Consider the following 15,327-nt stretch of genomic DNA (forward strand, 5'->3'; position numbering starts at 1 on the left):
GTCCGTCGAGACGACCCAATCAACTGTGGGAGCGAGCCTGCTCGCGATGAGGCCAGTTCAGACGCTACCAATCAAACGGCAATCAGCCGCTCACGCAACTTGGCAATCTCGTCGCGCATCTGCGCCGCCGCTTCGAATTCCAGGTCGCGTGCCAGTTGGTACATCTTCTCTTCCAGCGCCTTGATGCGCTTGGCGATCTCGCCCGGTGAACGCAGTTCGGCTTCGTAACGGGCGTTTTCCTCGGCGGCCTTGGCCATGCCTTTGCGCTTCTTGCTGCGCGAACCCGGCACGGTGGCGCCTTCCATGATGTCGGCCACGTCCTTGAATACACCTTTGGGCGTGATGCCGTTGGCCAGGTTGAACGCTATCTGCTTGTCGCGACGGCGCTCGGTTTCGCCGATCGCGCGCTCCATGGAACCGGTGATGCGGTCCGCATACAGAATCGCCCGGCCGTTGAGGTTGCGGGCCGCCCGGCCGATGGTCTGGATCAACGAACGCTCGGAACGCAGGAAGCCTTCCTTGTCGGCATCGAGGATCGCCACCAGAGACACTTCCGGCATGTCCAGGCCTTCACGCAGCAGGTTGATCCCCACCAGCACATCGAAGGTACCGAGGCGCAAATCGCGGATGATTTCTACACGTTCCACAGTGTCGATATCCGAGTGCAGGTAGCGCACCCGCACGCCGTGGTCGGCCAGGTAGTCGGTCAAGTCCTCGGCCATGCGCTTGGTCAGCGTAGTGACCAGTACTCGCTCTTCCAGGGCGACGCGCTTGGTGATTTCCGACAGCAAGTCGTCGACCTGGGTCAGTGCCGGGCGGATTTCGATTTGCGGGTCCACCAGCCCGGTCGGACGCACCACCATGTCAATGACGCGCCCGGCGTGTTCGGCTTCGTAGTTGCCCGGCGTCGCCGAGACAAAAATCGTCTGCGGACTGATGCTTTCCCACTCGTCGAACCGCATCGGCCGGTTGTCCAGCGCCGACGGCAAGCGGAAGCCATATTCCACCAGCGTTTCTTTACGGGAGCGGTCGCCTTTGTACATCGCGCCGACCTGCGGCACGCTGACGTGGGACTCGTCGATCACCAGCAAGGCGTCCGCCGGCAAATAGTCGAAGAGCGTCGGCGGCGGCGCACCGGCTTCGCGGCCGGACAGGTAGCGCGAGTAGTTTTCGATGCCGTTGCAGTAACCCAGCTCGAGGATCATCTCCAGGTCGAAACGGGTGCGCTGCTCCAGGCGTTGCGCCTCCACCAGTTTGTTGTTGGAACGCAAGTATTCCAGGCGCTCCTGCAACTCGACCTTGATCCCCTCTACGGCGCCCATCAGGGTTTCCCGGGGCGTCACGTAGTGGCTTTTCGGGTAGAAGGTAAAGCGCGGTAATTTGCGGATGACTTCGCCGGTCAGCGGATCGAACGCCGACAGGCTCTCCACTTCATCGTCGAACAGTTCGATGCGGATCGCTTCGAAATCCGATTCCGCCGGGTGGATATCAATCACATCGCCACGCACGCGGAAAGTCGCACGGGCGAAATCCATGTCATTGCGGGTGTATTGCAGGTCGGCGAGACGGCGCAGCAATTCACGCTGATCGAGTTTGTCGCCGCGATCCACGTGCAGCACCATCTTCAGATAGGTTTCCGGGCTGCCCAGGCCGTAGATGCACGACACCGTGGTGACGATGATCGCGTCCTTGCGCTCCAGCAGCGCCTTGGTCGCCGACAACCGCATCTGCTCGATGTGATCGTTGATCGAGGCGTCCTTCTCGATGAAGGTGTCCGAGGACGGCACATAGGCTTCGGGCTGGTAGTAGTCGTAGTAGGAGACGAAGTATTCCACCGCATTGTTCGGGAAGAACGCCTTGAACTCACCGTACAGCTGCGCCGCCAGGGTCTTGTTCGGCGCCAGCACCAGGGTCGGGCGCTGCACCTGGGCGATCACGTTGGCGATACTGAAGGTCTTGCCCGACCCGGTCACCCCAAGCAGCGTCTGGTGCGACAGCCCGGCATCGATACCCTCGACCATCAGGCGGATGGCCTCCGGTTGATCGCCGGCGGGCTCGAAACGGGTGACAAGCTGGAATTCAGACATGAAGTACCTCTGGATCACTCTTGCCGGTGACGCCGACACGAACGAGAAAGACCGCAAACGACCGCTGTCGCCCGAGGAAAAAACTGGATTATGCTCAATGTGGAGCCGATTGCCGGCGCTTTCAAGGCAAACGTCTTACATCCCGTGAAGCCTTGGCCTCGACCAAGCGACTGGCGGTCGAAAAATAATGGAAAAAACATACCGGAAAACCTGATTCGCCTGTCGCCATTGAACACTGATGGCCTCTATACTAGCTCCCCGTTTGTGCACCGCTCTAGTGCATTCGGCTGGAGCGCGACACGTCCCTCCACTCTCCATTCAGAGCCGCCGCAATAATGAGCCTGTTCTCCGCTGTCGAAATGGCACCACGCGATCCAATCCTGGGCCTCAACGAAGCATTCAACGCCGATACCCGTACCAACAAGGTCAATCTGGGAGTCGGTGTTTATTGCAACGAGGAGGGGAAAATTCCACTCCTGCGCGCCGTTGTCGAAGCCGAAACGATTCGCGTCGCTCAACACGCTTCCCGCGGCTACCTGCCCATCGACGGTATTGCCGCCTATGACCAGGCCGTGCAAAAACTGCTGTTCGGCAATGATTCGCCGCTGATCGCAGCAGGCCGTGTGATCACCACCCAAGCCGTTGGTGGCACTGGCGCGCTGAAAATCGGTGCCGACTTCCTCAAGCAGCTGCTGCCGAACGCCGTCGTGGCAATCAGCGACCCAAGCTGGGAAAACCACCGCGCACTGTTCGAAACCGCCGGCTTCCCGGTGCAGAACTACCGCTACTACGACGCCGCGACCCACGACGTGAACCGTGCCGGCCTGCTGGAAGACCTGAACGCATTGCCAAACGGCTCGATCGTTGTGCTGCACGCTTGCTGCCACAACCCGACCGGCGTGGACTTGAGCCCGGCGGACTGGAACAACGTGCTGGACGTGGTTAAAGCCAAAGGTCACGTGCCGTTCCTCGACATGGCCTACCAGGGCTTTGGCGATGGCATCGACGAAGACGCCGCCGCTGTACGCCTGTTCGCTGAATCGGGCCTGACCTTCTTCGTTTCCAGCTCGTTCTCCAAGTCGTTCTCGTTGTACGGCGAGCGCGTTGGCGCCCTGTCGATCGTCAGCGAATCGAAAGAAGAAAGCGCGCGCGTGCTGTCGCAAGTCAAGCGCGTGATCCGCACCAACTACTCCAACCCGCCGACCCACGGCGCAAGCATCGTCGCCGCTGTGTTGAACAGCCCGGAACTGCGCGCCCAGTGGGAAGCCGAACTGGCCGAAATGCGCCTGCGCATTCGCGGCATGCGCACGCAGATGGTCGATCTGCTGGCGCAAAATGCTCCGCAGCGCGACTTCAGCTTCGTGGGTCGCCAGCGCGGCATGTTCTCCTACTCCGGCCTGACGGTTGAGCAAGTGACCCGGCTGCGCAGTGAGTTCGGCATCTACGCCCTGGACACCGGCCGCATCTGCGTGGCCGCGCTGAACCAGAGCAACATCAAAGTTGTGACGGATGCGATTGTTCAGGTGATCTGATTTCGCCCTGAAACGAAAAACGGGAAGCGAAGGTGCTTCCCGTTTTTATTTGGCTCAGATAATTCTCAATGGCGAGCCCGAGAACTCTAAACTGCACCTATCGAATGTGTCAGAGAACCCTGTGGCGAGGGGGCTTGGCCCCGTTTGAGTGCGCAGCACTCACAATATCTTTGGTGCTAACAGATATTTGGGGGGCTGCTTCGCAGCCCAACGGGGGCAAGCCCCCTCTCCACAGGCAAGTCCCCTCGCCACAGGGCTCTCTCCCACAGATTTTTATACACCGAGATATTTCACGAGAACCCACATGAAAAACGATGACCTGCGCGCTGACCGCGATGACCTGGATGATCTGGACCATTTCGTCCCTCGCACCCCGGCCAGGCGCGGCAACAACCTGGTGATGCAAGTAGCCACCGGGGTGTTCCTCGGCGGCCTGGCCCTGTGGCTGGTGCAACTGGGCGCTACGATGCTGTATGCCAAACTGATGGTCGGCACCCTCACCTTCGGCGGTTAGGCCAACTCGGTGGCACGCTGACTGGCGGCATCGTCATAGGCGACATAGAGCGATTCGGCGATCTGACTCTTGATCGCCTTGGTGCTTTCCAGCCCCAGGACAAAACCTTCGGCCTTGCCACCGGCGCGATTCAATTCCTCAGCCGAGCCGGCCTGGGTGATTGCGTCGAACAATTTCTCGGCGTGAGGGCCGACGCCTTTGGGCAGGCTGATCTGAGCGATGCTCATAAGCACACCTCGTTGTGTTGAGGCGTGAGAACGGATTGATTCATGGCGCGTACCTTTTCGGCGAATGGCCGGCAGCGCGTGTCACCACTTCCGGGCGGTCATGGTAGACCCCTGAGCCGATTCTGGTAACCGCCATCGCTGCAAATCCACCGTCCGTCCCGACGAATCCGTCAATTTGCTATCCGATGCTTGACTTCTCTTTTTGAATCAGTAACATAGGCGCCATTCCGCGATAGCTCAGTTGGTAGAGCAAGTGACTGTTAATCACTGGGTCCCTGGTTCGAGTCCAGGTCGTGGAGCCAGACACAGTTCAGAGATGATTCTCTGAAATAAAAAAACCCGCCTTCTGGCGGGTTTTTTCGTTTCAGGCGTACCGCCTGGCTCCTGCCAATTCAACGGCCTTCCAAGTGAAGGTCGATTCAATAAAAGGGAGCCCGCTGAAACGCAGCTCCCCTCCATGTCACAACGCTACCGCACTCCCCGACTCGGCCCGCAGGCCATGCCCGGACGGCTTACCGGCTGAGAATGAATGTTGTCAGGGTTTGCAGATCCTCCGCGCTCAGCTGTGCAAAAGGCGGCATCGGGATGTCCCCCCATTTGCCGCTCCCCCCGTGCTGAATGCTCGACGTAACCTTGGTCAACGCCTGCGGATCATTGACATACCTGGCCGCCACATCGTGATAGGCCGGGCCTACAACCTTGTGATCGATCGCATGACAGGACAAACAGGCATTGTTCTGCAGCAGGGCCATGGGATCGGCTTTCGCGGCAGGCACCGCCGGGGGCTGGGCCGCCACCGGGTTCGAAGCCGCCTGCACCTCGGCATCGCTCGCCTTGGCACTACCGTAGGTCACCGCGAGGTAGGCGCCAATCATGCTCACGTCCTGATCGCTGATCGGAGCGCCATACACGTGCTGCATCTTGCCAGCCTCTGCCGTCCACTGCGCCAGGCTCAAGCCGGGAGGCTGGAAGGCGATGTAATCGGCAGAATGGCAGATGGAACATTTTTGCTGCGCCAATTGATAACCAGGCAGTGCGCTGGGCTTGAACGCTGCGGTTTCCGGCGGCAAGGTGATCGACAATGGCGCTGCGCTCGCCATGGTAGCCAGACAAAACTGCGCCGCGCACAGCAAGGTCATCATGGGTTTCATGCTTTTCATGCTGGCCCCCTCAGGCAACGGTCACGTGGCTGGTTTCTACGACATGGCGACGGTAGCCACTGGGGTTCCAGTCAGCTTTCACAGGTTGCATCTCGCCCGCACTGTTAGCGGCTCGCACCATCAGCTGTGTGGCGCCCTTGCTGGTGAAGGTGACCGGTAATGTCCACTCGCGGAAGGAGAAACGGCCAAGGTCCTGCCCCAGCGTGGCTTCGCGCCAGCTTTTGCCCCCGTCGATCGAAACCTCCACCTTGTTGACGCCAGCACCACCATCGAACGCAATGCCCTTGAGCAGCACGCTTTTTTTTAGCGGCAACACGTCGCCATGTTTAACGCTGGTGATGAAACTGCGCACCGGCAATTTGGAAATCGGCCGGGTTTGCGCCGCCGTAGTACCGGGGGCGATGCAGAAACACTCGTTGTCTGGAAGGCGGTAACCTTTAGCCATGAAGAAACCGTCGAAGGTATGGTCGACGACTTCGATCTCACTCAAGTGCTTGACCCAGTAAGTACCGAAATAACCGGGTACCACCAGACGGATCGGGTAACCGTTGAGGAATGGCAGATCAGTTCCGTTCATGGACCAGGCGATCATCGGCTCACCGTCCATGGCATGGCTGATGTCCAGCGCTTTGATGAACTCAGGCGTGCTGGGCAGCACTGGCTTGTCGAGGCCACGGAAGGTCACTTGTCTGGCGTCGGCTTTCACGCCGGCCTTTTCCAGGACTGCCTTGAGCGGCACGCCCACCCAGCGGGCATTGCCCATTGAGCCATTACCCAACTGAGCGCCGAATACCCGCGGCATCGAGAAACCCCGGCTGTTGCCTGAACACTGATTGACGGCCACGACTTCCACCGGCTCGGCGAGGGCCTTGAGCTCTGCAAGGGAAAGCGACAGCGGCGTGTCGACCGAGCCCTTGATTGTCAGACGGTAGCTGTCCGGATCAATGCTGGTGGGGAAATCGGCAAGGTGATAACGCACGAAAAACGCATCATTGGGCGTGATTGGCCCTTCGTTGAAAACAGCGAATGGCGTCTCAAGGTGGGGCGGACGCGTGGTCACCAGCGTCAAAGGACGTTTTTGCGGGTATTGCACCAGCGGCCGCGGGCCCGCCGCGAAGGTCACGTCTTCGGCGGTGTCATCAGCAGTGCGGGGTGTGTCGGCGGCTTTGGCAAGGCTTGCCAATGGCGAGGCCGCCAAAGCCAGGGTAAAGGCATCACGCAGCACACGCCGGCGGCTGCGTTTGCTGTCATCTATAAAACTGAACTTCATTCTGCGCTCTCTATAATTTTTTTACTGAGATGCAACAAAGCCCTTCCGCAAGGCACGGAGACATCGGCCAACTGGCGAAACAGGTTCGTTTCAAGGCTCGCCTTCGACGAGCAAACCAGTATCGCCACGCACCGGGAGAGCGCTTTTCATATGGCGTCAATGAGTTCACATTTGATGACAGCGACTGGCAACAAAAAAGGCGCCCCGAAGGACGCCTTTTCAACTCGCTAGAAACCTGGCCGCAACCTCTTTTCAGACATGCTCGCTACTTTTTGCATGTAACGAACGAGGCTCCACAGATCCATGCTCCAGTTCCACCACCGGAATCTCCTTGCCGTCGCAGTCATGCAGTTTGCCGTCGCTGAAGTAATCACCTTCACGCAACGCCGCCAGGTCCTGATAACGCAGAACCCGCTCGGTACCTGCCGCGAACACCGACTGCTGATCCGAATTGCCGGCGGTGAGGTGGTTGAAGGTCAGGTTCAGCACAATGGCCATGATCGCCGACGAGCTGATGCCGGAATGGAAAATCGTCGAGAACCAGCTTGGGAAGTGGTCATAGAAGCTCGGCGCGGCGATCGGGATCATGCCAAAACCGATAGAAGTCGCAACGATGATCAGGTTGACGTTGTTGCGGTAGTCGACCTTGGACAGCGTACGAATGCCACTGGCCGCCACGGTACCAAACAGCACGATGCCAGCACCACCCAGCACCGACGTCGGCACGGCGGCAATGACCCGACCCATGAAGGGCAGCAGGCCGAGGATCACCAGGAACAGACCGCCAGTGGCTACCACATAACGACTTTTGATGCCGGTGACCGCCACCAGTCCGACGTTCTGGGCAAAGGCGCTCTGGGTGAAGGAGCCGAAAATCGGCGCGATCATGCTCGACAGCATGTCGGCGCGCAGGCCATTACCCAGGCGTTTGGAGTCGACCTTGGTGTCGATGATCTCACCAACCGCCAGGATGTCTGCGGACGTTTCCACCAGCGTCACCATTACCACGATGCACATCGACAGGATCGCCGCAAAGTGGAAGGTCGGCATGCCGAAGTGGAACGGTGTCGGAAAGCCAAACATCGGACCTTCGCTGACCGACGAGAAATCGGCCATGCCCAGGAACACCGCAATGATCGTACCGATGACCATGGCCAGCAGGATCGACAGACGCGAGACAGTCGCACTGCCGATTTTGCTGAGAAACAGCACCAGCACCAGGGTGACTGCTGCCAGGCCGATGTTCGCCACGCTGCCGAATTCCGGGGAATGACTGTTGCCGCCCATGGCCCAGCGTGCCGCCACCGGCATCAGCGTCAAGCCGATGGTGGTGATGACGATACCGGTGACCAGGGGCGGAAAGAACTTGGTGATACGCGAGAATACCGGCGTGATCAGCAACCCGATCAGGGACGCCGCAATCACCGCCCCCAGAATCGACTGAAATCCGCCCTCCCCGCCACTGCTGACAATCGCCACCATGGTCGCGACGCCAGAGAAGGAAACGCCCTGTACCAGCGGCAATTGACAGCCAAAAAACGGTAAACCAAGGGTTTGCAACAGCGTCGCCAACCCCCCTGCAAACAGTGAAGCAGCAATCAACAAGCCGATGTCCGCCGGCGACAGCCCGGCAGCCTGACCAATGATCAACGGCACCGCAACGATGCCACCGTACATGGTCAGAACATGTTGCAGGCCGTAAGCCATATTCGCGCCGATCCCAAGATTTTCGTCTTCGGGCCGTTGGTGTGAAACATGGGGCGTTTTCATGGTAGGGGGTTCCCTGGTTTTTGTTATGCGCACACTGTATGCAAGACATAGGACAAATGTCTATAGAGTTGTATACAACTTACCAGTCACGAAATGGATGATCGGCCATTTCGCTCCTTTGCAACGGCTTAGGCCCCTTCCAAAAACCTTGAAATATATCCCCGCGCGCTCGTTCGTCCATGCCCACTAGTCTTTTCAGTTCCTGGCGACCATCGGTTGCGTCGCCCCCCTTTCTTATACATATAAAGTATGCATAATGAAGCCATTCGAAATTCAGTATCACAAGGCAAAGAACGCGGCCAACAAACTTAAGCATCAGGGCATCAGCCTCGCCGAAACCGAACCAGTGTTCCATGACGAACGCGCCCTGACGGTTCAAGACAATCACCACGAAGAACAGCGGTGGATCACCATGGGACTGGATGCAAAAGGTCGGTTGCTGGTTGTCGCGTACACCTACAGGGATCCGAATTTCGTTCGAATTATTTCCGCGCGCATCGCCACCAAAAGCGAGCGCCGTCAGTATCTGGAGGCATGACCGATGAAAGACCAATACGATTTCAACAATGCAAAGCGCGGGCCAGTGGCCTCAAGCAAAGGCAAGACCCGAATTACCATCATGCTCGATGACGTCGTTATTGAGGCGGCCCGGGCGCTCGCGGAAAGCGAGGGCCATGGCTATCAGACTGTTATAAACCACACGCTGCGCCGGGCGCTGCTCGGTGACGGCAAGGCCGGGCAGCTGAGAAAAAGCATCACCACGGCAGAATTGAAGGGCCTGGAGCAGAAACTGTCCGAGGCCTTGCGCGAAATTCAGCGGGTGATGGAGCCAGAAGTTCGCCCTTGATTGGCAGAACCCTTAGCGTGCTGAAAAGCCGATGAGGGGTGGCGCACGCACTATTAACCGTCTGTTAAGTCGATCAACCGCTCTAGCGTGCACTTCAACTGCGCATGCTCCGGCACGCGAATGCCGAATTCGCGCTCCAGCAGCTCAATTAACTCCGATACATCCGCCACCTGCCGGCGCTCACTGTCCTCGCCGATACGATGAATCGCGAAGCTGCCGTTATTGAGCGTGCGCCGCCACCCCTCCCCTGTGCGCGCCACCATCAGCCGTTGGGCGAATGATGACCCCGGGTGCGTCGAGACGTACCAGTTGCCGACCGTGAAATCGATGTCTTCCTGGCGTTGCAGGTCGAAGATGTACATCGCTCGCCACTCGCCGTCGACATTGGCGCGCAGGGTATAGCCGTCGACGTGCTGTTCAATGCGATAGGGCTCGTGCGGGGTCAGTTGTTCGCCACGAGAATCCAGCAACAATGGAGCGGTAGGCACCATGCCACCGAAACCGACGTCGGTGATGTAGCGCACATCATCGATGGTGACCAGACTCAGGCGATGGGTGCGAGCTGTCCACGCCCCTTCCGGCTGGCCCATGACCACCCGGCCGCTGATGGCATGGGCGTCGAAACCCAGCTCCTGTAGCAAGGCCAAAAACAGCTTGTTGAGTTCATAGCAATAACCACCGCGGCCGTCGTGCAGGACCTTTTGCTCGATGGCCGGCAGGTCGATCAGTACCGGTTCGCCGGACAGTGTGGTGAGGTTTTCAAAGGGGAACGCGCCGGTGTGGCGCAGTTGCAGACGGCTCAGGTTTTCCAGGGTCGGTGCCGGCGGGGCATCGAAGCCCAGACGTTGCAGATACAAAGCGGTGTTTGTCAGGCGTGGCTCGCTCATTGCTCAATCCTTTTGCACGGCAGCTGCGGATCACTGCGCCAATGGGCGCTATGTATAAAGGATGAGCCGGCATTGCCGACAATTGATTTAGCCAATCGCCCGCCCGCAAACTTCAACGCCGCTTGCGTGAAGCCAGTTGAATCCAGGTCGGCGCATGATCGCTCGCGTGGGGTTCGTTGCGCACCCAGGCATCCACGCCGGCATCTTGCAGATACGGACTCAAGGCCGGATTGAGCAGCAGATGATCGATGCGCAAGCCGGAATTTTTCTGCCAGTGCTGGCGGAAATAATCCCAGAACGTGTACAGCCGGTCCTCGGGGTACAGATGACGCAGGGAATCGGTCCAGCCCTGGTCCAGCATACGCTGATAACACGCGCGACTCTGCGGTTGCAGTAACGCATCCTTGAGCCAGGAGCGCGGGTTGTAGATGTCGAGGTCGGTTGGCACCACGTTGTAGTCACCGGCTAGCACCACCGGATGCTCGCTGCCCTGAAGGGTTTGCGCATAACTGATCAGGCGCTCGAACCACGCCAGCTTGTAATCGAACTTCGGCCCCGGTTGCGGATTACCGTTGGGCAAGTACAGGCAGCCCACCAGGATGCCGTGCACGGCAGCCTCCAGATAGCGGCTGTGGGTATCGTCGGCACCGCCCGGCAGACCGCGGCGACTCTCCAGCGGTTGCGCATCCCGCGCCAGAATTGCCACACCATTCCACGACGCTTGACCGTGCCAGATGGCGCCGTAGCCGGCAGCTTCAAGTTCGGTGGCGGGAAATGCACTGTCGACCGACTTGAGCCCCTGCAGACAGGCGATGTCCGGTTTCTCGTGTTCAAGCCAGGCCAACAGGTTTGGCAATCGGGCGCGCATGCCGTTGACGTTGAACGTCGCGATTCGCAGATTCTTCATGGGCGGGCGCTCCAGAGGGCCGAATGTCTTCTGGTGTGACACCTGCGCCTTTGGGTGGTTGCGTTGGTGCCCCCGGGACGACGGACGACTGGCGACACACGCTGTACACCGATGAAACACGCGGTGCTCGAAGCTTTCAACGATCGGAACGCATCAGCGTCTCGACGCCACCGTCCATCAACAAGTTTGCCGCACGGTTTCGCCCCAAGTGCTTGGCCTGATACAGAGCCGCATCCGCCCGTTCGATGAACAAATCCATGCTGTCGCGCCCGGTCGGCACAAAGGCATTTTTCCTGTGAGGACAAGGCCCGGGCAACGACCCAAACCCACAAATTCGGTGGGCGCAGTTTATGGGGTTATCCGGGATAATTGGCGACCGCTTGCCGGGTGGTCGCCCCTCCTCGATCGCCGCAATCACCTCCGCACCGATTGACCTTACTGCGGGTTCTGCCCCGTCACCGCCATGGCGGCTTGCGCCTGACGCAGATCCAGCGGGGGCAACTTCACAGGCACATTCAACCCTTTGAGCACGCGGGCATCGTAGTCGTAGATATCCGGTTTGAATGTCACTCGCCCCTCGTTGCTCAAATCCACTGTCCAATAGGCCAACAGCACCGGCACTTTCACCGGCAGTCGAATGTTCTCCGTCCGGCCGTTGGCCAATTGCTTTTGAATGCCTTCACTGTTCCAGCGCACCGGATCGTTGAACAACAGCTCCACCAATTGCAACGGGTTTTCGACCCGGATGCAGCCCGAACTGGTTGCCCGGACTGTTTTGGAAAACAATTCGCGATGGGGTGTGTCGTGCAAGTAAATCGCATAATCATTAGGGAAGCGGATCACCACCTGACCCAGCGAACTGTCGGGACCGGCGTCCTGGCGCAGGCTGATGCCCCGGGGATTGCTCCAGTCGACGCTCGACGGATTGAGCACATTGCCTTCGCGGTCAATGACGCGAATCCGGTTGGCGGCCAGGTAGCCCGGATCATTCTGGATCTTGGGTATCACGTCCTGCTTGAGGATCGTCGGCGGCACGGTCCAGGTCGGGTTGAAGGTGATGTAAGTGATCTCGGCCTGGAATACCGGCGTGCTGCGCACCGGTTTGCCTACCTGCACCCGCGAACGCCAGATTGGCAGTCCATCCCGGTACATCGCGACCTTGTAGCCGGCGATATCAACGATGACGAAGGTGCCCTGGAGCTTGTATAGCAACCAGCGAGCGCGCTCCATATTGACCCGCACCTGATCGATCCGCGCCTCGACAGGCACGTTCAGCGCCGCCAATGTCGTCGCGCCGGCCACGCCATCGGCCCCCAGGTATTGTTCGGTCTGATACCTCTTCACCGCCGCGATGACCTTGTCGTCGTAGCCGGCTTTTTTCACCTGGTTCGGGGCCAGGTAGCCGCCCGCCACCAGGCGCGCGCGCAGTTGCGCGACCGCCACCCCGTCCATACCAGGCTTGAGCGACTGCCCTTCACTGACCTTCGGCCAACCACCAGCGTCACGAACCTTGCGCAGTTGCGCCAGGCCATCGCGCAAATTTTTGTAGATCGCCTGTTGCGGCGACGCATCCGCGAACGCCCGCGCCACGTCATGGGCATCGAGGGCGGCGAACAGGTTGTTCATGTCCTCGCGCGGATCAATACCGGCAGGGTCGTAGTTCCAGTGAATGTCCAGACGCGACGGATCGACTTTGCCCCGGCGCAGTTGCAGCAACGCGGTGATGAACGTCCGGGTCGCCGCCATATCGAACATTGCTCGCTGCGCCGTCGATGGCATTGCAGCCACCAGTGACTCGTGGGCCTGGGCCAACTCGGTCACGCGAAAGTCCGCCGGGCTCAGGCCATCGATGCGGGTGTCATCAAGACTTCGCAGTAATTGCGCCACGTCACCATCGTCTGTCCAGGCTGCGCGATAATTGCGGTGCATGTAAAAATCCAGCACCACGCGACTGACATCCAGGCGCTGATGACGCCGGGACGTGAGCACCGGAGGAAATGCCGAGCGCAGCGGCTCCAGCGTCGCCTGAATCGCTTGGCCGACCGCATCATCGGGCGCTGCGGCGTAGATTGGGCTGTTCGCTGCAGATACCGGCTCAATCGGCGAATCTTGCCCAAACGCTGTACCGCTGATCAGAAAGCCCATAAAAAATATGCGGCTTATGACGAATAACCTTGTTAATTGCACCATGGATAATCCTTAATCCCCCGTTTTAAACGGCTAGCATTGCGCTCGCTGCTAGACTCGAAATTATCATGATGAGACCCGACTATGGCGCTAATCCGCTCTGGCCTTTTATTTGCCCTGATACTGACGTGGCTGTCAGTACCGTCAGCCTACGCCGATTCACTGGAAGCTGCTCTAGCCAAAGCAGCCCCAGGCGCCAATTCCCGAGTGATCGCCCTTGCCGTTCGTGCAACCCAATGCAGTCGCGCTCAAGGTGCGGCCCCGGCACAAAGACTGGCAGTCATCGATTATTCCATGCCGTCGACCGAACAACGCCTGTGGGTGTTCGATCTTAAAAAGCGCAAGTTACTGTTTCACGAACTGGTTGCCCATGGTCGCAACAGCGGCGAAAACATGGCGACCCAGTTCTCCAACCAGAATGAAAGTTTCGCCACCAGCCTCGGCCTGTTCCGCACACAACAAAGCTATCGCGGGCAGAACGGCTACTCGCTGCGCATGGAAGGCCTGGAGCCAGGCTTCAACGATAACGCCTTCGACCGTGCCATCGTCATACATGGCGCCCCCTATGTCAGCCCGGTGCTGGCCCGCGCCAACGGCAGAATCGGCAGAAGCCTGGGCTGCCCGGCAGTGCGCCCCGCGATCGCGCACAAGCTGATCGACTCGATGAAAGACGGACAGTTGCTGTTTTCCTATTACCCGGATCAACGCTGGTTGAAGTCTTCTTCATACATCAACTGTGGCAGCGATACAGTAGCCTCAAGAGAAAAGTCCACTTCGCGCCAGTAAGGCACCCATTCTGGCAAACCGGCTCAAGCCATTACAGCGCTGTATGGATAGCCACTCTGTTAGTTCTGACAGTAGACAGCCGCCAACTTAAACAACTAGTTTAAATCCCACGCATACCCGACAGTCTTTTCAAAGACTGAACGGTATGCGTGCTGCCTGCTTTGTTGATATTCATTAACCTTGGCCAGGACGGTTCAAGCCACGCAGTGCCCTGCCATACAGAATGGAATCCTGGAGATGAACATCTTCTCTTGGCTTGCACTCGCAAGCTATGCCGTGGCTTTTCTGATTGTCGCCGCCTTTTCACTCGCTTACCTGCGGCGTTCCGATTTCATGCCCTACCACAGTGTCGCCGTGGCCCGCCCCTGGAGTGAGGTAGAGCCGCGCATGCAGTTACTGCTTCTGGCATTGATCAAAGTCACTGGATGGGCATGGCTGGCCTTGACCATTGCCGGTTTTCTACTGCTGTACTTGATGTTTTCCCATAACGGCCAACTTGAACGACTGGAACTTGAACAGCTATTCGTGTTTCAGCTGTTCTGCCTGGTCGCGGCCATTCCACCGATAGCCGTTGCTATTGATGTACGAAGAAAAACCCGGGCCCCTACTCCGATTCGCAGCGGTTCCCTGGTTGTGCTTCTGATGCTATTGGGCTTCACCTTTGCACTGTTGTCCCTTTAGTACGCATAACCCCGCACACAGGGAGGTAAATCAACATGAACCCCGATTCCGTCTTCTGGAAAGTCGCCAATGGTGAACTTCCACTACCCAATGCCTCAAATCTGCTGGGCTGGACATTCATTTCCTACGATAAACAGGAACGCAAAGCCTACATCGAATTCCAGGCCGGCATCGAGTTGACTAACCTGATGGGCAACATTTCCGGTGGCATGCTCAAGGCAATGCTGGATGACTCTATGGGGCCAGCGGTCTACGCCGACTTGTCCACCAATCAGGTGGCTGTGACGATTGAAGCAAAGACCCAATTTTTCCGCCCGGCATTACCGGGACGCATTTTCGGTTGGGGGCGAGTGGATCATGCGACAAAAGACCTGTGCTTCACGACAGGCCAACTCAGCAATGGCGCCAATGAGGTGCTTGCACGAGCGACCGCCATTTTCAAGATTCAGAACCTGAAATAGCGCACATGGCT

16 protein-coding genes and 1 tRNA gene are annotated in these 15,327 nt (G+C 58.6%); 8 read left to right on the forward strand and 9 right to left on the reverse strand.

All coding sequences use genetic code 11. The features are described from left to right. Positions 1-71 precede the first annotated feature (71 nt). A complete protein-coding gene (uvrB, locus tag KW839_RS11835) occupies positions 72-2,087 on the reverse strand; it encodes an excinuclease ABC subunit UvrB (protein ID WP_060540085.1) in 2,016 nt (671 codons plus the stop codon). A 335-nt stretch (positions 2,088-2,422) separates the two neighbouring features. Here uvrB and KW839_RS11840 point away from each other — a divergent pair, with 335 nt between their 5' ends. After that, positions 2,423-3,619 carry an amino acid aminotransferase gene (locus tag KW839_RS11840; RefSeq protein WP_218424438.1) on the forward strand — a complete coding sequence of 399 codons (1,197 nt, stop codon included), beginning with the start codon at positions 2,423-2,425 and terminating at the stop codon, positions 3,617-3,619. A gap of 304 nt (positions 3,620-3,923) precedes the next feature. Further along, positions 3,924-4,133 carry a hypothetical protein gene (locus tag KW839_RS11845; RefSeq protein WP_060540087.1) on the forward strand — a complete coding sequence of 70 codons (210 nt, stop codon included), beginning with the start codon at positions 3,924-3,926 and terminating at the stop codon, positions 4,131-4,133. On the opposite strand, the gene KW839_RS11850 is transcribed toward KW839_RS11845, so the two are convergent. After that, positions 4,130-4,360, reverse strand: coding sequence for a hypothetical protein (locus KW839_RS11850; protein ID WP_218424439.1), 231 nt, complete (start codon positions 4,358-4,360; stop codon positions 4,130-4,132). The genes KW839_RS11845 and KW839_RS11850 overlap by 4 nt on opposite strands. 226 nt (positions 4,361-4,586) lie before the next feature. Between KW839_RS11850 and KW839_RS11855 the strand changes: the two genes are divergently transcribed. After that, positions 4,587-4,662, forward strand: a tRNA-Asn gene (locus KW839_RS11855). Between the two features lie 210 nt (positions 4,663-4,872). Here KW839_RS11855 and KW839_RS11860 read toward each other — a convergent pair. From KW839_RS11860 to KW839_RS11870, 3 genes are all read right to left on the reverse strand, one after another. After that, positions 4,873-5,520, reverse strand: a complete 648-nt coding sequence (locus tag KW839_RS11860) for a c-type cytochrome (RefSeq protein WP_218424440.1) — start codon at positions 5,518-5,520, stop codon at positions 4,873-4,875. Positions 5,521-5,530: 10 nt separating this feature from the next. Continuing rightward, positions 5,531-6,790, reverse strand: a complete 1,260-nt coding sequence (locus KW839_RS11865; RefSeq protein ID WP_218424441.1) for a molybdopterin-dependent oxidoreductase — start codon at positions 6,788-6,790, stop codon at positions 5,531-5,533. A 252-nt stretch (positions 6,791-7,042) separates the two neighbouring features. Continuing rightward, positions 7,043-8,560, reverse strand: a complete 1,518-nt coding sequence (locus tag KW839_RS11870) for a nucleobase:cation symporter-2 family protein (protein WP_218424442.1) — start codon at positions 8,558-8,560, stop codon at positions 7,043-7,045. A 256-nt stretch (positions 8,561-8,816) separates the two neighbouring features. On the opposite strand from KW839_RS11870, the gene KW839_RS11875 reads away from it, so the two are divergent. Together KW839_RS11875 and KW839_RS11880 are read left to right on the forward strand one after the other, a co-directional pair. Next, on the forward strand, positions 8,817-9,098 hold the full coding sequence (locus KW839_RS11875; RefSeq protein WP_060540092.1) for a BrnT family toxin: 282 nt from the start codon (positions 8,817-8,819) through the stop codon (positions 9,096-9,098). 3 nt (positions 9,099-9,101) lie between these two features. Next, positions 9,102-9,407 (forward strand): BrnA antitoxin family protein, encoded by a 306-nt coding sequence (locus KW839_RS11880; protein WP_218424443.1) that lies wholly within the window; start codon positions 9,102-9,104, stop codon positions 9,405-9,407. A 53-nt stretch (positions 9,408-9,460) separates the two neighbouring features. Here the strand turns inward: KW839_RS11880 and KW839_RS11885 are convergent, their stop codons facing one another. From KW839_RS11885 to KW839_RS11895, 4 genes are all read right to left on the reverse strand, one after another. After that, positions 9,461-10,294, reverse strand: coding sequence for an arylamine N-acetyltransferase (locus KW839_RS11885; protein ID WP_218424444.1), 834 nt, complete (start codon positions 10,292-10,294; stop codon positions 9,461-9,463). 112 nt (positions 10,295-10,406) lie between these two features. Further along, positions 10,407-11,201 carry an exodeoxyribonuclease III gene (locus tag KW839_RS11890; protein ID WP_218424445.1) on the reverse strand — a complete coding sequence of 265 codons (795 nt, stop codon included), beginning with the start codon at positions 11,199-11,201 and terminating at the stop codon, positions 10,407-10,409. Between the two features lie 136 nt (positions 11,202-11,337). Further along, complete coding sequence (locus KW839_RS27655) at positions 11,338-11,460, reverse strand: hypothetical protein (RefSeq protein ID WP_256352651.1); 123 nt, start codon at positions 11,458-11,460, stop codon at positions 11,338-11,340. Positions 11,461-11,636: 176 nt separating this feature from the next. Further along, a complete protein-coding gene (locus tag KW839_RS11895) occupies positions 11,637-13,391 on the reverse strand; it encodes a murein L,D-transpeptidase (protein ID WP_218424446.1) in 1,755 nt (584 codons plus the stop codon). 81 nt (positions 13,392-13,472) lie between these two features. On the opposite strand from KW839_RS11895, the gene KW839_RS11900 reads away from it, so the two are divergent. The 3 genes from KW839_RS11900 (at position 13,473) to KW839_RS11910 (ending at position 15,316) form a co-directional block, all read left to right on the forward strand. Then, the gene (locus KW839_RS11900) at positions 13,473-14,174 is read left to right on the forward strand and encodes a murein L,D-transpeptidase catalytic domain family protein (protein WP_218424447.1); all 702 of its coding nucleotides are present in this window, start codon (positions 13,473-13,475) and stop codon (positions 14,172-14,174) included. 237 nt (positions 14,175-14,411) lie between these two features. Further along, on the forward strand, positions 14,412-14,855 hold the full coding sequence (locus KW839_RS11905; RefSeq protein ID WP_218424448.1) for a hypothetical protein: 444 nt from the start codon (positions 14,412-14,414) through the stop codon (positions 14,853-14,855). Positions 14,856-14,890: 35 nt separating this feature from the next. Next, positions 14,891-15,316: a PaaI family thioesterase gene (locus tag KW839_RS11910; RefSeq protein ID WP_060540099.1), complete on the forward strand. Its 426-nt coding sequence runs from the start codon at positions 14,891-14,893 to the stop codon at positions 15,314-15,316. Positions 15,317-15,327: the final 11 nt, after the last annotated feature.

Source organism: Pseudomonas sp. PDM31, assembly GCF_019218965.1.
Lineage (GTDB): Bacteria > Pseudomonadota > Gammaproteobacteria > Pseudomonadales > Pseudomonadaceae > Aquipseudomonas.